A 23,380-nucleotide genomic window follows, 5' to 3' on the forward strand; every position below is an offset into this window, starting at 1 on the left:
CATCCCGGTAGAAGTGCTGCGAGCACTGCGAGTGCACACCGCTTGAGCATCTCTGTCTCCTGAATCCGAAGCCGGTGAGCGGCACTTGCGGCTACTCGTGCAACAGCCGCAGAGGCTCCTCCGTGCAGCGCGGTGTGAGGCCGTGGCTCTCGGCTCCACGTGGCGCGCAGCGTCCGAGGAGGCGCCAGCCGTCTCTCGCGGTACTCCATTGTTGGACCTCTCCCGTGGGAAAGTAGCGCAGGTAGATGCGGGTTCCGTCCTGACGCTCGGCCACGATGGCGGAAGCCATCTCGATGGCCGTGTTTCTGTGGACGGCGGGTGCCGGGTTGCCTGGAACCAGGCGCACTTCCGCCATGGCCACATACGGGTCGAAGGCATTCGTTGGCCATGTCCCCAGGTCGTTGGAGGAGGGCGGCGCGCCACACGGATGGTTGTGGACGTACCCCACGACCCACACCTGAGCGGAGGAGTAGTCCTCATCCTGAACCCCGAAGAACGGCTTGCAAGCTCCCTGTTCTCCCGTGACGGGTTCACTGACCCGCCACGACAGAGAGTCGCGGTCTCCCGCGACGTAGACCGTCGAGCAGTACTCCGTGGAAAGGCCTCGGATGGGTCGCCGAGTCACCTGATTGCACACCCTGGCGCCAGGGCGCTTGAGAAGCGCGTCCGCCACGTCACGCAGCAGCGCGATGGGGATGGAGCTGTCTCCCACGGTCATTTCGACGGCGGGAACCTCAGACCATGGCCCCTTTGCGAGAGTTGCGTCCTGCGCCGTGGTGTTGGGCGAAGGCAGCCCTGCACACCCTCCGGTGAGAAGCAGGAGCGGAACCGCATGCTTCATGGACGTCATGCCACCGCCGCCTTCCGTTCTGGACCCGGGAGCCCGGGGCCATCATAGGAGGCGCCTCACTTCACCGCGTACAGCGGCGTCATCGCGTCGATGAGGGTGTGCATGAGTCGCTGGCCGTCGGGCGTGTCCGGGCACAGGCCGCCCCAGACGAGCGTGAGGCGCTCGGCCACGGGGCGCCAGTACATGCGCCCGCGCATGCGCACCGGCTCGTAGCTCTCGCGCCCACCGGCGAGGTAGTCCTCCTCCGGCACGCCGAACACCGCGTAGTACGTGAGGTCCGGTGACTCGGCGTCCTCCACCCGGTGCAGCCCGCTGGGGATGATGCAGGCCACGTCCGCCATGTGCCACGGGCCCTCGCGGCCCGGTGACACCTCCCGCACCTCGAAGCACATCCTCGAGGCGGGACAGCCCAGCTCCCCCGCCGTGAGGAAGTTGTAGTCGAGCTGCGGCACCTCCAGCATCTCGTCCACGTCCGGGCGGCCGTCGCTCCTGAAGCCCCACGGGCTGCCGTTGCGCTTGTACGAGCGGACGCCATAGGCGCCGTAGAAGACGTTGTACCAGGGGCTGTTCGGGTTGAAGTACTCCGAGCACCCCACGCCCGACGGGAAGTCGCCGATGGTGAAGGCCACCAGCAAATCCATCAGCCGCTTCGTGTCGAACGCCAGGAAGGGCTCGTGCGCCACCGCGCCAATCGAGCCCGGAATGGCCGGCACCGGCGTGCCCAGGCCCGCCTCCTCCAGGAAGTTCGTCTTCCCCGGCAACGGGGTGGCGTTCATGGCCATGATGGCCAGTTGTCGTTGCAGTCCCATGGGATTCGTTCCCCCTCCCCGCACAATCCTACCGGACCGGGGTAGACTCCGAGCATGCCGGAGAAGCTGGTCTTCGAGCACACCTTGGAAGGCCTCTTCGTGAGAGGTCTGGTGGGGCGCGTCACCCCCACCCTCCGGGAGCGCTTGAAGGAGGTGGGCGTGGACCTGGAGCGCAAGCTCCAGCCCGCCTATGGCTTCAACACCTGGTGCTCCGCGGTGCGGGTGGCCGCGCGCGAGCTGCACCCGGACGTGCCGGACGACGTGGGCTACGGAATGCTCGGCGAGCGGATGGTGGACGGCTACCGCGAGACGGTGCTGGGGCGCGCGGCCTTCGGCGTCATCCAGTTGCTGGGGCCACGGCGTGGCGTGAGCCGGGCGCGGCAGATGTTCCGCTCGGGGAACAACTACACCGAGGTGCGGCTGGAGGACGTGTCCCCCACGGAGGTGGACCTCTGGATGAACGAGGCGGGGACCATCCGCTACTTCACCCGGGGCGCGCTGCTGGCCGGCCTGCGCGCGGTGGGCGCGCGGCAGCCGGAGGTGCGGGTGCGCGACTTCAACGACGAACACGTCACCTACCGGCTCACCTGGCGTGAGCTCTGAGGCTGGCGCCAGCGGGGAGGGGCCGCGGTTGCTCGCGGTGGACCTGGGGCTGCGCTCGGGGCTGGCGGTGTACGGGCGGGACGGACGGCTGTGCGAGTACCGCTCGCAGAACTTCGGCTCCCAGGCGCGACTGAAGCGGGCGGTGCCGTCGGTGCTCCATGGGGTGGGGCCGCTGGCGTGGCTGGTGCTGGAGGGGGGCGGGCCGGTGGCGGACGTCTGGGAGCGCGAGGCGGCGCGGCGCGCGCTGCCGGTGCTGCGGGTGGCGGCGGAGGACTGGCGGGAGAAGCTGCTCTACGCGCGGGAGCAGCGCAGCGGCACGCTGGCGAAGGACGCGGCGGACGTGCTGGCGCGCAGGGTCATCGTCTGGTCCGGCGCGGCGAAGCCCACGTCGCTGAGGCACGACGCGGCGGAGGCGATTCTGCTGGGCCTGTGGGCCGTGCTGGAGGTGGGCTGGCTGGAGCGGGTGCCCGCGGAGCTGCGGCGCTGAGCGCGGGCCGTGCTGGAATGTGCTGGGTGGAGTGGGGGCTTGCGGAGCTATGGCGCTGAGCGCGGTCCACGCTGGAGGGTGCTGGGTGGAGTGGGTGCCCGCGGAGCTATGGCGCTGAGCGCGGTCCACGCTGGAAGGTGCTGGGTGGAGTGGGGGCTCGCGGCGCTGAGCGCGGGCCGTGCTGGCGGGAGCGGGTGCCCGCGGCGCTGAGCGCGAGCAGGGCGGAGGCGGGGCTCGTGCCGCTCCGCGCGGACGCCGCGCTCCCTCCGTGGACGCGCCTCGCGGGACACGGGGCCTGTCCGTCCTCCATGATGGGGCGCATGGCCCAGCCGCCCGATGAGCGCCCCGTGCATGAGACCGACGTGCCCCGTGGCGAGGGACTGAACCGGTGGGTGGACCCGCTCGCCCGCACGGCGTACCGGGGCGCGTATGCGCTGGCGTGCGTGTACTGGTTCGTGCGCCGCCCCCGGACGCGCGGCGTCTTCGTGGGCGTGTGGCACGCGGGGCGCGTGCTGCTGCTCCAGAACTCCTACAAGCACCTGCTCAGCATGCCGGGCGGCGGCTACCACCGCGGAGAGTCCGCCCCCGAGTGCGGCGCCCGCGAGCTATGCGAGGAGGTGGGCATCGCCATGGCGCCCGCCGCCCTGCGCACCGTCTTCGAGACGGTGGGCTCGGAGGAGAACAAGGATGACCACGTCACCTTCGTGGAGGTGGACGTGGATGCCGAGCCGACAGTCACCATCGACCGCCGCGAGGTGACGTGGGCCGCGTTCATCGACCTGGACACGGCCCTGCGGCTGAACCTCTCGGCGCTCGTGCGCGCCTACCTGGAGGACGCGAAGCGCCGCCGCGGTTGAGGCAGCGCGGCGCCCGCACGGCTGGCGCCGTGCTTCATGTCCGGAGGGATGGGTGTGCCCTCGGAGCCAGTGGCCCGCGCCGAGCTGGCGACGCGCGCCATGCCAGCGCGCGGAGGTCCGCCCTCAGCGCCCGGCCGCGTGCGCCATCGCCACGGGCACCGGCTCCGCGCCGAGGAAGTGCTTCGCGCGCGCCTTTGCCAGCTGCGTGTGCGCCTCCTCCAGCGAGACGCAGTCCACGGTGATGTCGTCGCCGGGCGCGGCCTCGGACGCCACCCGGGCCGTCTGCAGGCGGGAGATGGTGGAGTCCGACACGTGCGCGCACATCAGACAGCCCTTCTGCCGGCCGTACGCCACCACCTCGCCGAAGAGGGCCGCCGACTCCGGCTCCAGCGTCCGCAGTCCGCGCATGTCCGCCAGCACCAGGTGCCTGCCTCCTCCGTAGGTGTCCGTCGCAATCTTGTAGGCCGAGACGAAGTCCTTCATCTCGTTAGGTCGGACAAACCCGCTCAAGCGGACGGTGACGGTACGGCGATTCGTGTCATTGGTGACTTCGAACATGCGTGCGCCCTCCCCACGAGGGCAAAGATTAACAAAGTCAGACATTGAAAAGCACCCCCACCCCCGGACGCTCTGGCCCCGCTGGAATTGTGGGAATGGATTGCGCAGTCGCGTCCCACGCGGGTGCAATCCTCGCGTGCCACCCGATGCGGGGGGTAGGCCCGGCTCCTACGCGCGCTGCCCGCTCTCCCCCGTGACGACGGCCGAGCCGATGAGGTGCGCCAGCCGCAGCGCCTCGGGCACGCGGCCCCGGTCCGTCACGCGGGTGAGGGCCTCGGCCACCTCGTCCGCCTGCGCGCCCTGCACCTGGAAGGTGAAGCCGCCCAGCTGGTGGATGGGTCCCGCGCGCTTCAGCTTCGCCCAGCGCGCGTCCGCGCGGGGCAGGCGCCGCAGCGCGCGCTCCACCGCGTCCAGGTCCGGCGGCCGCCGCATCACCGCCACGCAGGGCTTCTTCAGCCGCGCCGCCAGGGCCGGCAGGTCCACCACGTTGAAGCCGCCGAAGGCGATGCCGTCCAGCAGCACCAGGTGGAGCTGGGGCAGGAACTTGCCGCCCTCCAGCAGCCGGCACACCTCGTCCGTGGCATTCCAGCCGTCGCGCCGCACGCGCCCCCAGACGAGCCCCTCGAAGCGCGTGCCGCCGCACACCACGCCGGCCAGCGGCACGGCGACGCCGGGGCGGCGCGCGAAGGGCCCATCGTCGAAGCCGATGACTCGGGGGAGGCGGGGCAGGCGCATGGGCTGCAAGCCTCTCAAGAGCCACCCGTTGCCCGCAAAGAGAAAGCCCGACCTCGCGTGCGACGAGACCGGGCTTCCGTGACGTCTACAGCCTGTTCAGCTCAGGCCGCGCGAACGTTCTGCGCCTGCAGGCCCTTGGGGCCGCGGCCGACCTCGAACTCCACCTTCTGGCCTTCGGCCAGGGTGCGGAAGCCGTCCATGTTGATGGCGGAGTGGTGGACGAACACGTCCTCACCGCCGCCGTCCTGCACGATGAAACCAAAGCCCTTCGCATCGTTGAACCACTTGACGGTACCAGTTGCCATGAATCGCGTTCTCTCGTTTCAGAGCGGCTCGCGCCGCGGCGTTTCGCCCTCTGAGAAACCGAAGGCCCCTACTGCGGCTCCTAGTCTGCCCGGGGCGGGCGGCCGAGTGGAAGCCCCCCTGGCAGCAAGCCGAGCGGGAAGGCTGGGGCGAAGGGCCTTCCCGCCCCTGGAGCCCGGGCAGGCGAGGGTCCTGGCGCCCTGCGTCGGAGGCCGCGTGCCTACCTTGGCGGCAGTGTCACGAACGGATGTCCGGAAGGAGCGCCGCCATGGCCGAGCCGCAGACCCCCTACCTCGCTACCTCCATCACCCCGCCGGCCCTGGGGCCGGACACCGGCCTGCGCCGGGTGGTGCACCGCGCGCTGGACACCAGCGCCGCGGCGGGAATCCTCTCACGCCCGCTGCTGGGCCGGCTGCCCCTGCGCCGGTGGGTGCCGCAGGACGTGCACTCCCTGCTGGACTACCAGGGTGGCACCGCCACGGCGCTCGCGGGCCTGCTGTCGGATGACCCGGTGGCGAAGGCGGCGGGGCTGGCGCTGGGCTCGTCCGTCATCGGCGTGTCGCTGCTCACCGACTACCGCCTGAGCCTCACCAAGCTCATCCCCATCGAGGCGCACGAAATCGCGGACTACGCCTACGGCGCGGCCGCCATCCTCGCGCCCTTCGTGCTGGGCTACGCGCGGCGCAGCCCGGTGGCCGCGGCCATCCACGTCCTCGTGGGCCTGTCCACGATTCTGGCCTCGCTGGTGACGGACTACCGGTGCCAGACGGGCATGCACCTGGGCGGCGAGCTGGCGACGGACCCGGAGGCGATTGGCGCGTGAGCGCCCCCGTCCCTCCCGCGCGCGGCAGCACGGTGCGAGGCGCGCTGGAGGCGGCGCTGGCCTCCGCGCCCGAGCACGGCCTCACCGCGAAGGACCTCTCCGCCCTGGTGGGCATCTCCGAGAAGGACGTCGCCGACCACCTCGTCCACCTGGAGAAGTCCCTCAAGGCGCAAGGGCTGAAGCTGGAGGTGGCGCCCGCCAGCTGCATCCAGTGCGGCTTCGCCTTCAAGGACCGCAAGCGCTTCACCCGGCCGGGGGCCTGCCCCCGGTGCCGCTCGACGCGCATCGACCCGCCCGCCTTCCGCGTCACCAGCTGACGCGGGAGAAAAGCGAAGCGGCAGGGCACCCGGAGGCACCCTGCCGCTCGTGTCACTTCAGTGGAGCGTGAAAGCCGGCCTCTACGCCGTCTTCATCGCCACGTCGGACTTGGTGTCGCTGGTGCCGCCGACGCTCTGGATGCGCATGCCGTAGAAGCTGCGGTACACGAACACCGTCGAGAGCACGAAGAACACCGCCGCGAGGATGGTGGTGAGCTGCTTGCCCGAGGCCGAGGTGTTCAGCTCCACCGCCAGCTCCACGGCCAGCAGGCCGAAGAGGGTGGTGAACTTGATGACCGGGTTGAGCGCCACGGAGGACGTGTCCTTGAACGGGTCGCCGACGGTGTCGCCGACGACGCAGGCCGCGTGCAGGTCCGTGCCCTTGGCCTTCAGCTCCGTCTCCACCAGCTTCTTCGCGTTGTCCCAGGCGCCGCCCGCGTTCGCCATGAAGACGGCCTGGTACAGGCCGAAGATGGCGATGGAGATGAGGTAGCCGACGAAGAAGTACGGCTCCAGGCAGGCGAAGGCGAGGGTGCTGAAGAACACCGCGAGGAAGATGTTGATCATGCCCTTCTGCGCGTACTGCGTGCAGATCTCCACCACCTTCTTGGAGTCGCTCACGCTGGCCTTCTCCACGCCCTCCAGCCGGATGTTGGCCTTGATGAACTCCACCGCGCGGTAGGCGCCGGTGGACACGGCCTGCATGGACGCGCCAGAGAACCAGTAGATGACCGCGCCGCCGGTGATGAGGCCCAGGAGGAACGGGGCGTGGAGCAGCGACAGGAACTGCGCCTTCGCCGGGTCGAGAATCTGCTCGCCACCGGCGCCGGGGACGATGCCCACCAGCAGCACGATGATGGAGAAGATCATCGTCGTGGCGCCCACCACGGCGGTGCCGATGAGCACCGGCTTGGCGGTGGCCTTGAACGTGTTGCCCGCGCCGTCGTTCTCCTCGAGGAACTGCTTGCCCTTGTCGAAGTCCGGAACGAAGCCGAAGTCGCGCTTCACCTCGTCCTTCACGTTGGGGACGTTCTCGATGAGCGACAGCTCGTACACGGACTGCGCGTTGTCCGTCACCGGGCCGTAGGAGTCCACGGCGATGGTGACAGGGCCCATGCCGAGGAAGCCGAAGGCCACGAGGCCGAAGGCGAACACCGGCGCGGCGAGCATCAGCTGGCCCACGCCCTGGCCCTCGATGCCCGCGCCGCTGAACCAGAACGCCAGGCCCATCAGGCCGGCGATGATGAGGCCCATCCAGTAGGCGGAGAAGTTACCCGCCACCAGGCCGGAGATGACGTTGAGGGACGCACCACCCTCGCGGCTGGCCGTCACCACTTCGCGCACGTGGCGGCTCTCGGTGGAGGTGAAGGCCTTGATGGCCTCCGGGATGATGGCGCCGGCCAGGGTGCCGCAGGTGATGATGGCCGACAGCTTCCACCACAGGCTGCTGTCGCCGCCCAGGTTGGGGATGAGCAGGTAGCTGACCAGGAAGGTCAGGGCCACGGAGATGATGGACGTCACCCACACCAGCGCGGTGAGCGGGTGCTCGAAGTTCATGTGGTCCGCGTTCTTGTACTTGCCACCCTGGTACAGGTTGTTCAGGGCGTAGGCAGCCAGGGACGCGAGCACCATCACGATGCGCATCATGAAGATCCAGACCAGCAGCTCGATGCGGTAGGGCACCTCGACGGCCAGCAGGATGAAGGTGATGAGCGCCACGCCCGTCACGCCGTAGGTCTCGAAGCCGTCCGCGGAGGGGCCCACGCTGTCGCCCGCGTTGTCGCCGGTGCAGTCGGCGATGACGCCCGGGTTGCGCGCGTCGTCTTCCTTGATCTTGAAGACGATCTTCATCAGGTCGGAGCCGATGTCGGCAATCTTGGTGAAGATACCGCCGGCGATGCGCAGCGCGGACGCGCCGAGCGACTCACCGATGGCGAAGCCGATGAAGCAGGGGCCCGCGAAGTCCGCCGGGATGAACAGGAGGATGCCCAGCATCAGCAGCAGCTCGGTGCTGATGAGCACCATGCCGATGGACATACCGGCCTGCAGCGGAATGGCGTAGGTGGGGTAGGGCTTGCCGCGCAGCGACGCGAAGGCGGTGCGGCTGTTGGCGAACGTGTTGACGCGGATGCCGAACCAGGCGACGCCGCACGAGCCGGCGATGCCGACGAGGCTGGCGACCAGGATGATGACCACCCGGCCCACGTCCATGTGCCGCAGGAAGCCGAAGTAGCCCACCATCACCACCGCGATGAGGGCCCACAGGATGCCGATGAACTTCATCTGCGTGGCGAGGTACGTCTTGCACGTCTCGTAGATGAGCTCGGAGATGTCGAGCATCGCCTTGTGGACGGGCATCTTCTGCAGGCTGGCGTACTGGAGGAAGCCGAACACCAGGCCGACGACGCACACGGCGATGCCGGACAGCAGCAGCTGGTAGCCGTTGAGGCCACCGAAGAAGGTGACTTCGGCGAAGTTGGGGAGGACGAGGTCCGCCTCGCTGGCGTGGGCGGCGCTGGCGGCGAGGACCGTCAGGAGCCCCAGGGCTCGGGCGGCCGCGCCGGTGACGCTCTTCCTGAGAGCGGCCATCGGTGAAACGGTGGGTGTCATGGGGGTGCAACTCCTCACAGAGACTCAAGTCCACGCGCGCGGTTCGGGTGCTCCGCGTGCCATGGGAAACAGGGAGTGGTGTCGAGGGGTTGGCCGCCTGCGGGCGGGGACACCGCACGCCTGCGCTTCAGCTCAGCCTCGCCCTTCACGGCGCAGAGTCGCACGCCCTGAAGGCGGGCCCGCGAATAGCATGGACGCGACTGTAAAGTCGAATTTCCGGGGGAGTTGGCGCTCCCAATACGCCCGACTTCTCAGGGAATACGGGTTTGTATCCACCTCCGAAGTCGGCTCCGGGCCGGACTCAGGGTCTCAGCCGGAGGAGGAAGCCGTCCTGGGGGCGCGGGTACGGGGTTTCCCCGGGGAGGGGGCGCGTCAGGGCGCCGGCCACCAGCGTGTGGCCACCCGGGTCCACGGATACCGCCCGCGCCAGGGCGGCGCCGGGGTGGGTGAAGCCGCGGACCCAGAGTGAAGCCCCGTCCTCGGGGAGCAGCCGGGCGACATAGAGGCCCGCGGGCGTGCGGCCCCGGCCCAGCTCCAGGCCGCCGTCGTGGGTGCCGGCCAGGGTGAGCTGGCCCGACTCGTCCGTGGCCAGCGCGCTGGCGGTGGCGGCGAAGGAGCGGGCCCAGCGTTGCTGGCCCCCGGCGCTGAAGGCGGCGAGGAAGCCCTGGTAGCCGCCCGCGGCGTGGGCCTGCCCGTGGAAGTAGAAGCGCCCGGAGAAGTTGCCGCCCACGAAGACGCGGTCCGGCCCCACGGCCACGGCGTTCGCCATGCCCTCGGCGCCGCGGAAGTCGCGGCTCCAGGCGTGGTCGCCGTCGGGCGACAGCTTGAGGACGAAGGGCGTGCGCTGGCGCACGGTGACGAAGGTGGAGCCGCCGAAGCTCACGGCGCCTGCGTAGCCGCCCGCGACGTGGACGCCGCCGAAGAGGTCCACCGCCACCGCGCGCGCCGTCACGAGCCCTTCCGCCCCGGCCGCCCAGCCCCGGCTCCAGCGCGTGGCGCCGTCCGCGTCCAGGCGCACGGCGAAGGCGGCGCGGCCCCCCACGCCCGCCTCGCGCGTGGCGTCTCCGAAGTCCCGGCGCCCGGTGAAGTCGCCCACCAGCACCACGCCGCCGGCGCCATCCGCCGCCACGGCCTGCACGCTGAGCGCGCCGTCTCCGGCAAAGCCTCGCACCCGCTCCACGGCGCCCTGTGGTGACAGCCGCGCGACGAAGGGGCCCTCCGGCAGGCGCTCCGAATTCAGCTCGAAGCCCGCCGAGGTGCCACCCAGCCACGCGTTGCCGTCACGGTCCACCGCGAGCCCGCCCACCCGGGCGCGCGCCGCTCCCTCCCGGGGCACCCAGCCATGCGCCCAGCGCAGGGCCCCGTCCGGAGAGAAGCGCGCCACCAGCAGGTGGGGCTGCTTTGAAACATGGTTGAAGGGCAGGGGGCCTCCCCCGACATCCAGAGGCTCCCGGTACGTCGCCGCGACGAGGACGTCCCCGTCGGGGGCCACCACGGTGTGCGGCGCCTCGCTGTCCCCGAGCACCAGCGACCGCGACCACGCCATGGCCCCCTCGCCCTCACCGCCAACCGACCCCGCTACCTCCAAGCCCGGAGCACGCGGCGACGCATGCGCCTTCTCCCCGCACCCCACGAGGAGAAGTCCTGTTGCGCACACCGCGAATGTCCACCCCCGCCACCCCATCACCGCCCCGGCCTCTCCCCCGCCCCCTGCCCGACAGCCCCCTGCCCCTCAACCGCGGAAGCTCTACTGCAAGGGCATTGCCAGCACGCGCCGCGGCACGCCTTCCCCTCTGACGCGGCCTGGAACTCCGGCCCCCGGGGGCGAGGCGGCTGTCCGGAGTGCTGAAAAAACTCCCTGTCCTCCGGAGAACGCCGGAGAAAAAGCGACGGACTCCTCCGCCAGAAGGGCAGGCAGGAAGGGCTCACGGCAGGCGGGCGTGGCCTCCACGCCCCACGTGTCCATGCGCGGACAGCGAAGTCCTCCCGTGTGCGACGGCAGCGGCATATGTGGCCGGGTTGCCATTGCTACAGGGTTGTCGCGGCTCGGGCGCGCGCGTGCGCGTGCGCACGGGCGGGCAACCCGCCTCGCGCTCCGGCACGTCACGTCAGGGGCGCGCCGGAAGGGGAGCGGCGCCGCCCCGGCCGCGAATCACGGACGTGACACGCCACTTTCGCGCAAGCCCTTGCATGGATTGTCACGACCGCCGTCATGCAATGACTTGCGGATTCGTGACGCTCGTCCGCGGGAAGATTCGCGCGGAGCGGTGTGACCCGGTGCTGGCAGAGATTTGACGCAACTGAGTCACCGCATGTCTGGCCATTGAGGCACCTTGCGTCCCGTCGAATCCGGGATGAGCCGGGTCCGATGGTCCTCCCCCAGAGCAAGTCCTTCCAGTCCAGTCCCGCATCGCGGGGAGGCACCGTTCTGCCAATGCACCACGGGCGGCGAGTGGCGTGTCAACCCAGTGCAACACCAGAGGAGTCGTCCATGAAGATGATGAAGATGGTGATGTCCGCCGCGGTGATGGCGGTTTCGGTTGTGGGTTGCGGTGGCCAGTCCGCCGACGAGGTCGTCCCGGCTTCCCTCCAGGCCGAGCTGACCGACGGCAACAAGTTCTTCGGTTCCGACACGCTCAAGGGCGCGTTGATCAGCGCCAACGCGTCGTCGCTGGCCGGCCTGTCCATCGAGGGCAAGGGCTCGAGCGTGGGCGAGGGCTGTGCGCGCACGGGCTCCGGCACCTTCTGCAGCGGCCGGCAGCAGACGCTGGCCCCCATGTCGCGCGACTTCCGGGCGACGGCCACGGCCTGTGCTGGCGGCACCGCGTCCGGTGGCACCGGCCGTGACCCGGCCTGCTGCCCCGGCGAGAAGAGCAACATCATCGCGCTGGACGCGGTGAACGCGTTCGTGAAGTCCGACAACGGCCTCACCAACATCAGCAAGGCCAACCTGGCCAACCTCTTCTTCTCCAACAACGGCGCCTGCTGGACGGACTGGAGCCAGGTGCCGGGCAGCACCCGCACGGGCGCCATCGTGAAGTATCGCCGTGACGACCTGTCCGGCACCACGGAGGTCTTCAAGGAGAAGGTCGGCGGCAGCTCCAGCGCCACCTTCTGCGCCGGCATCACCGTCATCACCGACGGCTCCGCTTCCAACCCGTCGCCCTGCACCACCTCCGACAGCGCCACCGTCTGCATCGGCAAGCTGACCGCCAACAACGCGAACGCCATTGCCTATGCCGGTGACTCCGCGAAGACCTCGGGCAACGTGGCCCTGAGCGTGGACGGCATCGCCCCCACGGCCGCCAACGTGCGCCTGCTGCTCACCAACCCGGCCAGCGCCTACCCCCTGTCCCGCCCGCTCTTCCTCAACGAGAACGTCAACTTCGCGAAGGACCCCAAGGAGCAGACGCTGTACGACTGGGTCTACAGCAACAAGAGCTCCTTCCAGAACATCCTCACGGGCCAGGGCTTCATCGCCTGCAGCACCACCGGCGCGCTGCGCTGCGGTGGCGCGGCCAACGACGGCCGCGGCGCGGGCCTCTGCAAGGGCAACTGAAGCCGCACCGTCAGCCGCCCCATCCCTGAATCCTGAATCCTGAAGCCGGGACGGACGCACCGGGAAGCACCGGTGCGTCCGTCCCATGTCGTCGTTCGCGGTCCACCTTGGAGAAACACCGTCATGTCTGCCTTCACGCGCTCCTTCCTCGAGAAGTCGCTGCTCGCCGCCTCCACGCTGCTCTTGGGCACGCCCGCCCTGGCCCAGGAGGCCGCCGCCTCCCTGGACAACCCCTTCGTGTGCCGCCGTCCGTCCGGCGTCGCCGGCACCATCACCGAGTTCCCCCTGCCCACCGAGGAGGCCGGCCCCACGAGCATCACCGTCGGTCCGGACCTCAACCTCTGGTTCACCCAGACGGGCGCGGGCACCATCGGCCGCGTCACCCGTGACGGCGTGGTGACGGAGTTCCCCCTGCCCACCGAGTTTTCGATTCCGCAGAAAATCACCCTCGGCTTCGACGGCAACCTCTGGTTCACCCAGCTCGGCGTGGACCAGGTGGGCCGCATCACCCCGAAGGGCGTGGTGACGGAGTTCCCCCTGCCCAACCCCGGCTCGGCGCCGTACGGCATCGCCGCGAGCCTGGACGGCAACCTCTGGTTCACCCAGGTGGCCGGCAACCGCATCGGCCGCATCACCCCCGCCGGCGTCGTCACCCAGTACGACTTGCCCACCCCGGAGGCCCAGCCCACCGCGATTGCCCTCGGCGCCGGGGGCAAGCTGTGGTTCACCGAATTGCGCGGCAACAAGGTGGGCGCCATCACCCCCGACGGCGTCCTCACCGAGTACCCGCTGCCCACCGCCAACGCGGGGCCCTCGGGCATCACCCTCGGCTGGGACGGGGCCATGTGGTTCACCGAGCAGTTCGCGGGGAAGATTGGCCGCATCACCGCGGACGGCACCATCACCGAGTACGCCCTTCCGGACCCCAGCAGCGCGCCGGTGGACATCTCCTTCGGGCCGGACGGCGCCCTCTGGTTCGTGGAGCTGCGCGGCAACAAGGTGGGCCGCCTCACCGTGGGCGGCGCCCTCACCGAGTACGCCGTGCCCACCGCCAACGGCCAGCCCGCGGGCATCGTCTTCGCCCCGCCGGGCTTCCTCTGCCTGGACGCGCACCTGTGGTTCACCGAGCGCGCCGGCAACAAGCTGGGCCGCATCCGCGCCGTCACGCTCCCGTGAAACCGTGACAATGAAACCGTGACACAGTCTGGCTTCAGCTCGCTGTCCTGACAGGAATTGGCTGTCACGGCGCGGTGAAAACAGACAGCAGGCCCCTTTTCGAGGGGCCTGCGCTCTCGCCTTCCGTCAAGCAATCGCGGTACAGAGCGCCGCGCTCGCGGAATGCCTGACATCGGGATTCCCAAGGAGGGACAGCTCATGTCGTATGAGAGGAATTGGCACGCCCGGTGTCGCCGGGCGCTCTGGGGGAGTCTGCTCGCGCTGTCCGTGGCCATGGGCTGCTCGTCCGGGGAGGGGCAGAAGGGCCCGGAGGTGCCGGTGGTGGTGGACGCGGATGCGCTCTGTGACGCGCCCGCGCGCTCCGGCGAGCACTTCCCGGTGCGCATCACCACGCCGGCCAGCGCCGCGCCCAGGGAGGTCTTCGGCACCCTGAAGGCGCGGGTGGACGCGCAGTGCGGCTCCTGCCACCGGGCTCCGGAGACGCGGGGCGGCTTCCAGTACGTCTCCGACTACGAGGGCTTGAAGGTGGCGGCCCCGCGCATGGCGTCGCTGGCCTCGCAGGGCGCCATGCCGCCGCTGGCCACCGCGGACCAGGCGCGAGACGCCGCGGCCCTGGGCTGCGCGCTCGAGGCCTGGGCGGCGCAGGGCAGCCCGGAGGCGGAGCCCTTCGAGGTGAAGTGCGCGCAGGAGGGGAGCACGGGCGGCGCCCTGCTTGCGTTCCCGGTGGCGCTGGGGATGACCGACCTGGGGCACTGCATCCCCGACAAGGAGCGCCTGGGCAGCGACGCGCAGAAGGACGCGTACTTCGCGGGGCTCACCGCGCTGCCGCGCTCGCTGTCCGAGACGGACACCGACATCACCACCTTCAACACGCTGAAGCTGGCCCGCCACGGCACCTTCGCCTTCGCGCCCACCTACCCCCTCTTCTCCGACCACGCGAAGAAGCTCCGGCTCGTCCACGTGCCGGAGGGGAAGTCCATCGAGTACGACGCCGCGACGAAGCGCTTCAAGATTCCCCCCAACACCCGCTTCTACAAGACGTTCTTCAAGGCGGTGACGGACCGCAACGGCGGCGTCGAGTACCGGCGCATCGAGACGCGGCTCATCGTCACCCGGGAGCGCTGGCAGGACGCCCTCTTCGGGACGTACGTCTGGAATGACGCGGGGACGTCCGCGGAGCTGCACGACTTGCGCTACCGCGACGGCTCGCCCTTCTCCGACCGCGTCCTGGTCTACACCTCGCACGAGGGCCGCGGGGACACGCGCAACTACGCCATCCCCGGCCGCCACCGCTGCGTCAACTGCCACACCGGCGCCGAGGCACAGGACTTCGTCCTCGGCTTCACCCCGCTGCAGCTCAACCGCCGGGCGAAGGGTGAGGGCGGGCAGGATGCGAGCGTGGACGTGCTGGGGGACGAGCTGTCCCAGGTGGACCGGCTCATCCGCTACGGCGTCCTCACCGGCCTGCGCTCGGCGGCGGAGCTGCCGAAGCTGGAGGACCTGAAGCCCGAGGGGAAGGAGTACCGCAACGCGCACGAGCTGGCGCTGCAGGGCTACTTCGTCGGCAACTGCGCGCAGTGCCACAACCCCAATGGCTTCGCGGTGCAGAGCAACCCCTCCATCGCGGACCTGGACTTCTCCCCGGGCGGCGTGCTGCCCGGGTTCGACACGAACCGCATGGAGAGCAACAAGCAGAAGTACTACGCGGACATGCGCGCCGGCGTGGACTTCGAGCGGGATTTGCGCGCCGGCTCGCCCAACAGCACGCTGTACCAGCGCGTCACCCAGGAGGCCCACGAGGTCTACCTCCACATGCCGGCCAACGTGCCGGGCCGGGACTGCCGGCTGGTGTCGCTGGTGGCGAAGTGGCTCGGCTCGCTGGAGCGTCCGGGGGATGCCGCGCTGACGCCGGCGGCGCGCGAGGCGGCCCGGAATGCCCGCGTGAAGCTGGCCGAGGACGTCGTCTGGGAGACCTGCAAGGACCCGAAGGACGTGCGGTGGATTTCCGAGGACTTCACCGACAGGGTGCCCTACGAGCCGCGCAACCTGGACTGGCGGCTGTCCATCCAGGAGGGCTCGCACCGGCACCTGATGGACTACGCCATCAGCGAGCGCCACACGCAGCTGGCCTCGAAGCTCTTCCCCACCAGCTTCTGGGTCGCCCGGCCCGAGTGCGCCTTCGAGGACGCGCCGCCGCCGGACCCGGTGGAGCCGTGGATGGTGGACGAGCTGGGCAATCCCCGGCAGCCGTGGGGTGAGCTCTACTTCTCCACGCCCGGCGCGACGGTGTTCCAGGGCATCTGCTCCAACTGCCACGGGCGGACGGGTGACGGCCAGAGCGGCGCCGCCAAGGCGCTGATGGCCACCAGCGGGGCTCGCGTGGCCAACCTGGTCGCCGGCTTCTCCGGCCGGGGCACTGACGGCACGAGCCACCTGCGCCCCTTCGAGGACGCGCTCGGCCCCCACGGTGGCGCGAAGTACCTCGTGTTCATGGGCACGGGCGGCACGAAGGTGGAGTTCCGGGATGCCTTCATGCAGGCCTGGGTGAAGTACGGCGAGGTGGACATCGACTTCTCGGGTGACGCCGTCGACTGGGCCCGGTGGGGAGCCAACATGCTCGGCGCGGCGCGTGGCGCGTGCGACCTGGTCCGCGTGGGCCGCTTCGGCACTGGCACCTCCTCGGAGCCCAAGAGCGGCAACCCGCGTGCTCTCGGCGGCGCCACCATGTGGAAGGACATCTGCACCGTCGACAACCCGCTCACCGACGCGGTCCGCGGCGGCGCCTCGCCGGCCTACGAGACGTGGCTGCGGCGCGCGGAGTTCAACGCGGGCGTCATGGCCTACTTCTACCTGAAGGACCACCTCTCCCAGGGCAAGCCCCCGGCCCTGCTGCGCAGCGAGTGCAACAAGCGTCAGGCCACCGCGGTGACGCCTCCGTGAGCGCCGGCCTGGAGCGCCCACCTTCGAGTGCCATGAGCGTCAGGCCCTCGCGGAGACCGCGCCGTGAGCGCCAGCCTGGAGCGCCCACCTTCGAGCGTCACGAGCGTCAGGCCCTCGCGGAGACCGCGCCGTGAGTGCCGGCCTGAAGCGCCCACCTTTCTTCCTGGAGCGGGAGTACGTGCGATGAGACATGCCTTGAGAGGATGGCTGCTGGCGGTGGGACTGTGCCTGGCCGTCGGCGGCACCGGCTGCGGCGATGATGACCCGAAGGACGACGCCGGAGTGGATGCCGGCAGGGACGCGGGCCCTGGCGACGACGCGGGCCGGGATGCCGGGCCGGGGACGGACGGCGGCTGTGCCGACGGCGGCAGCTGCCCGCCGCCCACCTGCGCGGATGGGGGCACCCCCGGCGCGGATGGCGGCTGTCCTCCTCCTCCGCCCACCTGCGCGGATGGGGGCTCGCCCGGCGAGGACGGCGGCTGTCCTCCTCCGCCCACGTGCGCGGATGGCGGCACACCCGGCGCGGATGGCGGCTGTCCTCCGCCCGCGTCCGCCGTGGCCTATGTCCGCTTCGTGAATGCGTCCCTGGGGCTGAAGGACAACCCCGGCGACAGCGACAGCGCGCCGTGGCGGCCGTACGCGCTGGACGTCTACCAGGGCGGCACGGAGTTGTTCGACTCGGTGGTGCCGGGCGACGCGGCGGTGACGGAGTACAAGCCGGTGCCCGCAGGCACGGCCCTCGAGTTCACCACGCGCAACGCGGAGGCCGGTGCTTCGGCGGCGCTCGCCACCTCGGGCTCCGTCACCTTGCAGGAGGGGGAGCGGCTCACCCTGGTGGCCGTGGGCTTCTCGGACCGCACCGAGCCGGACCGCGTGGAGCGGGCGCGACTGCTGGCGCTCAAGGAGTCCTTCGACACCGTGAGCGCGGGGCGGGCCCGGGTGCGCTTCGTCGCGGCGGACCGGGTGACGCTCATCCCGGAGCAGGGGCGCACGCGCCGGCTCGGGCTCGAGTCGGCCGCGGCCTCCCCCGTCTCCACCGTCAATCCCTACGCGGCGGACGCGGCCGGGGGCGTTTCCATTCCCGCCACCACCCAGCGGCTGGTCATCTCCTCTTCGGGGGACACGGGCTTCGCACCATCCGTCAGCAAGCGCCTGTTCTTCAGCGTGCCGGCCGGCACCCTGGTGGACGGCAGCGCGTGGTTCGCCATCCTCACCGGTGATGACCGGCGCCCGCTTCCGGACGGAGGCCAGCCCGCGATGCTGCTGGTGCGTGCCGGGCAGGCCCAGGCGCTCCGGCTGAAGAGAGACCCACTGGTCTACTTCTTCAACGCGCTGTTGCCGACCACGCCCGACAATGACCCGCTCGTCCTCCAGGCGCTCCAGGGCACGGCGAAGGTGGCGGTGGGCATGGAGTTCAACTACTCGCCCGCCATTGGCGACCTGCCCGTCACCCAGGCGGGCCACACGCTGCGGATTGCCCGGAACGACGACGTCGACGCCACGGTGCTCGCGAGCGCGGACACCGGACCGCTCCAGGCGGGCGGGCGCTACCTCGCGGTGGTGACGGGGCGCGCGGGCCAGACGGGCGCGCTGTCGCCCCGGCTCCTCGTCGTCCAGGACCGCTTCGCCGAAGGCGCGACGGACGCACGGCTGCGGCTGCTCAACGCCATCCCCAACACCCCGGAGCAGGGCGCGGACTTCGGCTACTTCGACGTCGCCAACGGCACGGACAAGGGGAGCACCTTCACGCCCATGTTCACCGGCGTGAAGTACGGCGACCTCACCGGGCCCGAGAGTGGCGTCGTCTTCCCCGCGCCCGTCACCACCGGTACCTCGCTGAGCTACTACGGCCTGCGGGCCTCCGGGAGCGACACCGCGCTGAGCGCGGCGGGCAACGCCATGGAGCGGCCCCACTTCCTCGTGCTGCTGGGCGACTGGGACACGGGCTTCCTTCTCTTCCTCGGCTTCAACGTCCGGGAGAACAGTTGGTCCGGCGTCGCCCCGTTCGACGTGTTCCAGTGAGCTGAAACACCGACGCCCGCCCGGGCCTTCTCGGGCTCGCGGGCGGGCGTCGTGGACTTCAGGGTGCTTCGTGCTTCAGTTCACCTTGACCTGGACTTCCTTGAGGACCTGGTCGCCGCGCATCACCGCCACCGTCCAGCTGCCCGCCTTGTTCAGGCGCACGCCGGTCCACTGACGGGCGCGCCAGCCCTCGCCCTTGATCTTCACGTCCTTGGTCTCGCGCACGACGTTGCCCTGCTTCGTCTGCACCATGATGTCTTCGATGGAGTCACCCTGCGGCACCAGGTAGGCCTGCCACAGCATGACGGTGGTGCCGGCCTTGATGCCGTCGGCGCCCACCTCGGCGGTGCACTCGTACTTGTTGGGGCCGTCCTTGGCCACCTCGGTGCACAGCTTGGCCTCCACCAGCACGGGCCCCTGGCCCTGGCCCTTGTAGAAGTAGTTCCAGGTGTCGCGAATCGCGTCCGCGCTCGGCACCTTCGCGGGCTCCTTGGCGGGCGCCTCGGCGTCCTGCGCCATGGCCAGCGACGACAGCCCCAGCACCGCGCACACCACGCTTCGGGTCAGCATCTTCTTCATGTCTCGGGGTCCCCTCGTTGTGTTGGTGAAGGCTGGCCCCCCGGGCCGGCCTGTCTGACCGCCTGTCTATCACGGAATCGCCCGTGTGCGCCCGCGCCTCACCCGAAGAGGAAGAAGGCCAGCGTCACCAGCGGCAGGTAGGTCAGGAAGGCCACCAGGAGGAAGCCGAGGATGTCCTTGAACTCCAAGCGCGCCACGCCCAGCAGCGGCAGCGCCCAGAAGGGCTGGATGAGGTCGGTGGCCATGTCGCCCCAGGCGTACGCGAGCACCACCTTCTCCGGGGCGACGCCCAGCGTCTGCGCCGCGTCGAGGAGGTAGGGCGCTTCGATGGCCCACTTGGAGCCGCCGGACGGGACGAAGTAGTTCACCACGCCGCTGTAGAGGTAGACGATGGCGGGGAACGTCTCGCGGGTGGAGAGCGACACGAACAGCGCGCCAATCTGGTCCGTCAGCCCGGTGGCCTTGAAGATGCCGTAGATGCCGGCGTACAGCGGGAACTGCAGGACGATGCCGTGCAGCACGCTGGCGGCCTCCTCGCTGGCCTTGAGCAGCCGCGCGGGCGTGCCGTGCAGCAGCACCGCCAGGATGAGGAAGGTGAAGTTCACCACGTTGAGGTTGAGCGCGCGCCAGCCGCCGTTCATCCACAGGTGGCGCCCCAGCCACAGCAGGCCGAGGCCGCCGAAGATGAGGTTGAGCAGCCGCGAGTGGTCCATCCAGAGCGCGGGGCTCGTCTCTCTCGGACGCTCGGGCGGGACGAAGTCTCCGAGCTTCTCCAGCACCGCCGGGTCCACGCGCACCACGTTCTCCGGCTTCGGGTGGAGCGCCCACGCCAGCAGCGTCAGCCCGGCCACGACGACGACGGTGAGGCCCACGTTGAAGGGTGAGAACAGCGTCCTGTCGATGGGCAGCACGCCGATGCTCTTCTCCAGGAAGTGGCCGGGCGTGGCGACGAGCAGCGGCGCGGAGGCGGACAGGCCCGCGTGCCACGTGGCGCCGAGGCCGAAGTACGCGCACGCGACGAGCAGCCGGTAGTCCACGTCCGGCCGGCGGCGCGCCATGAAGCGCACCAGCATGGCGCTGGCCACCAGGGACAGGCCCCAGTTGATGTACGCCAGCGCCATGGAGACGAAGGCCATCAGCGCCACGGTGCCGCGGGGCGTGCGCGCGAGCCCCGCCACGCGCTCCAGCAGCGTGCGCACCGGGTGGGTGAGGGCCAGCAGGTAGCCGGTGAACATCACCAGCGCCATCTGCATGGAGAAGGTGAGCAACTCCCAGAAGCCGCCGCCCCACGCGTCGAGGACCTTCGGAGGCGCCGCGCCCGTCCAGCCCATGGCGAGGCCCATGGTGAGCAGGCTGAGCAGGACGGCGATGGCGAAGGCGCTGGGCACGAAGCGCGCGGAGAAGCGGCCGAGTCCTTCTGCGATGCGGACGAGGGTCTCCACGCGGCGGGCGCTCCTGGGCGGTGCCCATCATGGAATGGGCAGGGGAGGGCAGTTCTACACTCCGGGCCTTCCACGGTGGGCGGGGATTCGGAGGGTGCCGCGCTGGCCACCAGGCCTGTCACGGGGGCTCATCCAGGACGCGGCGCGTCCCCGGATGGCTCGGGTTGCAGGGCCGGCTCACGTCGCAGGGCTTCGGTTTCGTGGGGGCAGGCAGCATGGGCCGCATGAGCCCATGTCGCCTTCGCCGCTCAGCGACCGCTACCGCCGTAGGCCTTCACCTGCGAGTCCAGCTGCTGCCACCTTGCCTGGGACTGCCGCTGGGCCTGGAGCAGCGCATCCACCTCGCGCTGCGTCTCCCACGCCTCGCTGCGCGCCTTCGCCAGGTTGTTCGCGAAGTCCCTGCCGTCGAGCTCCCGGGCCCGGAGGTCTCCGCTCCGGATGAGCGCCTGGTACTCCGTCTGCGCCAGCTCCGCGTCCGCCACCGCCAGCTCGCGTGCCCGCATCCGCTCCATCGCCTCCCGCGTCGCCACCACCTGCTCGCGGAACTCGACCTCGGCCTGGGCCGCCCGGTGCTCCAGGTCCGCGTCCCGCAGCCCCTGCTGCGCCCGGGTGACGTCGTCGACCTGGGCCGTTGCCCGCGCCGCCAGCAGCGCGCTTTCCTCCGCTTCCCGACGCGCCTTCGCGGCCTTCTCGTCGTTCTTCGCCACCTCCAGCGCGCGCTTCCCGTCCTCCAGCGACACCCGGGCGCGAGTCGTCTCGTCCACCGCCTTGTTCTGGGTGATTCGCGCCTTGTGCACCGGCTCCATCTCCGCCGGAGGCACCCGTGCCAGCCACGCCTCGTCCACCTTCGTGCTGGCCCGCTCCGAGCTACAGCCCCCCAGCCCCAGCAGGACCGCCCCCAGCAGTCCCGCGAGGACCCGATGCCCACCCGCCTGGACCATGTCTTCCTCCCATGCCGTGTGCCCTGTTCTCACGGTAGGCATGTGCCGCACGCCGGACACCACCTCCCAGCCAGCCCCGCCCACCGGCACCGGGCGCCCGCAGGCCCGCCCCGTGTCGCCTCGCGTGCGCACCGGCGCCCGGACGCATCAGGCGCTCTCCGGGCGGCCTGCCCTAGACGCGCTCCTCCTGCCGTGGGCGGGTGGCCAGCACCGGCAGGGAGACGTGGAACGTGGAGCCGCGCCCCAGCTCGCTCTCCATCCAGATGTGCCCGCCGTGCCGCTCGACGATGTCGCGGCAGATGTAGAGCCCCAGCCCCAGCCCCCCGAAGCCCGACACCGGCGCGTTGCGGGCACGGAAGAAGCGCTCGAAGAGGTGCGCCTGCTCCTCCTTCGGAATCCCGATGCCCGAGTCCGCCACCGTCACCACGGCGTCCCCTCCGGAGTGCGTGAGCATTACGCGCACCGCCCCGCCCAGCGGGCTGTACTTCAGCGCGTTCTCCAGCAGGTTCGTCAGCACCTGCGACAGCCGGCCCCGGTCGCCCTGGATGAGCACGTCCTCCTCGGGCCCCTCGTACGTGAGCGGGTGCTGCGCGTCGCCGGCCGCGCGGAAGTCGGAGTACACCTCGCGCACCACCTCCGGCAGCGACATGGGCATGCGCTGCAGCTCCATCCGCCCCGCGCCCACGCACGACGCGTCCAGCAAGTCGTTCACCAGCGCGGACAGCCGGCGCACCTGTCCCAGCGCCTTGTCCACGCGCCCGGGCGTGACGGGCTGGCCCGACTCCAGCGACTGCTTCAGCAGCTGGAGGTTCAGCCGCAGCGGCGTCAGCGGCGTCTTCAGCTCGTGCGAGGCGATGGAGAGGAAGTCGTCGCGCACCTGGATGGCCTCGTTCGCGTCGCGCAGGAGCTGCTCGCGCTCCCGCTCCGCCTGCACGCGCGCGGAGACGTCCCGGAAGCTCCAGACGCGGCCGGTGATGATGCCGCGCTGCCGCTGGGGCAGCGAGTAGCGCTCCAGGGTCCGCCCGTCGCGCAGCTCGATGATGTCGAAGCTCTCCTCTCCCGGGGTGTCATAGAGCGCCCGCACGCGCGCCATGAAGCCCTCCGGGTTCTTCAGCTTGCTTCCCACCTCCCGGAGCAGCGGCGCGTCCCGCACGCCCACCTTCGCCGGGTCCAACCCCCAGATTTGATGGAACCGGCGGTTGCAGGCCCGGATGCGGCCGTCGAGCCCCACCACCAGCAGCCCGTCCGCCGTCGACTCGAGCGTGGCCTCCAGCAGCGCCACCGTGCGCTCCAGGTGCTCCTTCGTCCCGCGCTGCGCGGTGACGTCCACCATGATGCCGCGCAGCCGCTCGGTCCGCCCGTCCTCATTGGTCAGCACGGTGACGAGGTCTCTCAGCCAGACGACGTGCCCGTTGGCCGCCAGCATCCGGTACTCGAACTCGTGGGGCAGGCACTGCGCCGCGGCTTCACGGCAGTGGGACACCGCCCACTCCCGGTCATCCGGGTGCAGGTGCTCCGCCCAGAAGTCTGGCTCCTCGTACCAGCGCTGCACGGGGTACCCGAGCAGCCGCTCCGCCTGCTTGCTCACGAGCGTGAAACGGAAGGACGGGTCGGCCTCCCAGACGATGCCGTCGATGCTGTCGATGAGCTCCTCGTGCTCACGCCAGGCCCGGGACAGCTCCCGCGCCGTCTCGTGGCCGTCCGGGGGGCCTGACGCAGGGGGGCCCGCCGGGTCTGGCTGGATGTCCGCCATGGCACGCGTCCTCCAT

General features: G+C 70.6%; 20 protein-coding genes. 9 read left to right on the plus strand and 11 right to left on the minus strand.

Going from position 1 to position 23,380, the window contains the following annotated elements:
* Positions 1–91: 91 nt before the first annotated feature.
* Positions 92–850 carry a hypothetical protein gene (locus tag ACX9TP_RS04415; protein ID WP_482978452.1) on the minus strand — a complete coding sequence of 253 codons (759 nt, stop codon included), beginning with the start codon at positions 848–850 and terminating at the stop codon, positions 92–94.
* 56 nt (positions 851–906) lie between these two features.
* Positions 907–1,659, minus strand: coding sequence for a hypothetical protein (locus ACX9TP_RS04420; protein ID WP_482978453.1), 753 nt, complete (start codon positions 1,657–1,659; stop codon positions 907–909).
* A gap of 54 nt (positions 1,660–1,713) precedes the next feature.
* Between ACX9TP_RS04420 and ACX9TP_RS04425 the strand changes: the two genes are divergently transcribed.
* The 3 genes from ACX9TP_RS04425 to ACX9TP_RS04435 all read left to right on the plus strand — a co-directional run bounded on the left by ACX9TP_RS04425 (position 1,714) and on the right by ACX9TP_RS04435 (position 3,606).
* Entirely contained in the window at positions 1,714–2,262 is a 549-nt protein-coding gene (locus ACX9TP_RS04425; protein WP_482978454.1) for a DUF2378 family protein, read from the plus strand.
* On the plus strand, positions 2,252–2,749 hold the full coding sequence (locus ACX9TP_RS04430; protein ID WP_482978455.1) for a hypothetical protein: 498 nt from the start codon (positions 2,252–2,254) through the stop codon (positions 2,747–2,749). The genes ACX9TP_RS04425 and ACX9TP_RS04430 overlap by 11 nt, the downstream gene beginning before the upstream one ends.
* A 320-nt stretch (positions 2,750–3,069) precedes the next feature.
* A complete protein-coding gene (locus ACX9TP_RS04435; RefSeq protein WP_482978456.1) occupies positions 3,070–3,606 on the plus strand; it encodes an NUDIX hydrolase in 537 nt (178 codons plus the stop codon).
* 123 nt (positions 3,607–3,729) lie between these two features.
* Here the strand turns inward: ACX9TP_RS04435 and ACX9TP_RS04440 are convergent, their stop codons facing one another.
* From ACX9TP_RS04440 to ACX9TP_RS04450, 3 genes are all read right to left on the minus strand, one after another.
* Positions 3,730–4,089 (minus strand): hypothetical protein, encoded by a 360-nt coding sequence (locus ACX9TP_RS04440; protein WP_482978457.1) that lies wholly within the window; start codon positions 4,087–4,089, stop codon positions 3,730–3,732.
* A 243-nt stretch (positions 4,090–4,332) separates the two neighbouring features.
* A complete protein-coding gene (locus ACX9TP_RS04445; protein WP_482978458.1) occupies positions 4,333–4,899 on the minus strand; it encodes an endonuclease dU in 567 nt (188 codons plus the stop codon).
* Positions 4,900–5,000: 101 nt separating this feature from the next.
* Entirely contained in the window at positions 5,001–5,204 is a 204-nt protein-coding gene (locus ACX9TP_RS04450) for a cold-shock protein (protein ID WP_267857004.1), read from the minus strand.
* A gap of 266 nt (positions 5,205–5,470) precedes the next feature.
* On the opposite strand from ACX9TP_RS04450, the gene ACX9TP_RS04455 reads away from it, so the two are divergent.
* Both ACX9TP_RS04455 and ACX9TP_RS04460 read left to right on the plus strand, forming a co-directional pair.
* Complete coding sequence (locus ACX9TP_RS04455; RefSeq protein ID WP_482978459.1) at positions 5,471–6,025, plus strand: SPW repeat domain-containing protein; 555 nt, start codon at positions 5,471–5,473, stop codon at positions 6,023–6,025.
* Positions 6,022–6,342, plus strand: a complete 321-nt coding sequence (locus tag ACX9TP_RS04460; protein ID WP_482978460.1) for a transcriptional regulator — start codon at positions 6,022–6,024, stop codon at positions 6,340–6,342. Before ACX9TP_RS04455 ends, ACX9TP_RS04460 begins: the two co-directional genes overlap by 4 nt.
* A gap of 81 nt (positions 6,343–6,423) precedes the next feature.
* Here ACX9TP_RS04460 and ACX9TP_RS04465 read toward each other — a convergent pair whose 3' ends face one another.
* On the minus strand, positions 6,424–8,952 hold the full coding sequence (locus ACX9TP_RS04465; protein ID WP_482978461.1) for a sodium-translocating pyrophosphatase: 2,529 nt from the start codon (positions 8,950–8,952) through the stop codon (positions 6,424–6,426).
* Between the two features lie 301 nt (positions 8,953–9,253).
* Positions 9,254–10,498, minus strand: a complete 1,245-nt coding sequence (locus tag ACX9TP_RS04470; protein ID WP_482978462.1) for a hypothetical protein — start codon at positions 10,496–10,498, stop codon at positions 9,254–9,256.
* Positions 10,499–11,443: 945 nt separating this feature from the next.
* Here ACX9TP_RS04470 and ACX9TP_RS04475 point away from each other — a divergent pair.
* The 4 genes from ACX9TP_RS04475 to ACX9TP_RS04490 all read left to right on the plus strand — a co-directional run bounded on the left by ACX9TP_RS04475 (position 11,444) and on the right by ACX9TP_RS04490 (position 18,649).
* The gene (locus tag ACX9TP_RS04475; RefSeq protein ID WP_482978463.1) at positions 11,444–12,511 is read left to right on the plus strand and encodes a substrate-binding domain-containing protein; all 1,068 of its coding nucleotides are present in this window, start codon (positions 11,444–11,446) and stop codon (positions 12,509–12,511) included.
* Between the two features lie 123 nt (positions 12,512–12,634).
* The gene (locus ACX9TP_RS04480; RefSeq protein ID WP_482978464.1) at positions 12,635–13,687 is read left to right on the plus strand and encodes a Vgb family protein; all 1,053 of its coding nucleotides are present in this window, start codon (positions 12,635–12,637) and stop codon (positions 13,685–13,687) included.
* 198 nt (positions 13,688–13,885) lie between these two features.
* A complete protein-coding gene (locus tag ACX9TP_RS04485; RefSeq protein ID WP_482978465.1) occupies positions 13,886–16,627 on the plus strand; it encodes a hypothetical protein in 2,742 nt (913 codons plus the stop codon).
* A gap of 195 nt (positions 16,628–16,822) precedes the next feature.
* Complete coding sequence (locus tag ACX9TP_RS04490) at positions 16,823–18,649, plus strand: DUF4397 domain-containing protein (protein WP_482978466.1); 1,827 nt, start codon at positions 16,823–16,825, stop codon at positions 18,647–18,649.
* 75 nt (positions 18,650–18,724) lie between these two features.
* Here ACX9TP_RS04490 and ACX9TP_RS04495 read toward each other — a convergent pair whose 3' ends face one another.
* The 4 genes from ACX9TP_RS04495 to ACX9TP_RS04510 form a co-directional block, all read right to left on the minus strand.
* Positions 18,725–19,228, minus strand: a complete 504-nt coding sequence (locus tag ACX9TP_RS04495) for a hypothetical protein (RefSeq protein WP_482978467.1) — start codon at positions 19,226–19,228, stop codon at positions 18,725–18,727.
* Positions 19,229–19,326: 98 nt separating this feature from the next.
* Positions 19,327–20,670, minus strand: a complete 1,344-nt coding sequence (locus ACX9TP_RS04500) for a short-chain fatty acid transporter (protein WP_482978468.1) — start codon at positions 20,668–20,670, stop codon at positions 19,327–19,329.
* Between the two features lie 248 nt (positions 20,671–20,918).
* On the minus strand, positions 20,919–21,611 hold the full coding sequence (locus ACX9TP_RS04505; RefSeq protein ID WP_482978469.1) for a hypothetical protein: 693 nt from the start codon (positions 21,609–21,611) through the stop codon (positions 20,919–20,921).
* A 172-nt stretch (positions 21,612–21,783) separates the two neighbouring features.
* Entirely contained in the window at positions 21,784–23,364 is a 1,581-nt protein-coding gene (locus tag ACX9TP_RS04510) for a sensor histidine kinase (protein WP_482978470.1), read from the minus strand.
* Positions 23,365–23,380: the final 16 nt, after the last annotated feature.

Source organism: Pyxidicoccus sp. M15, assembly GCF_056858435.1.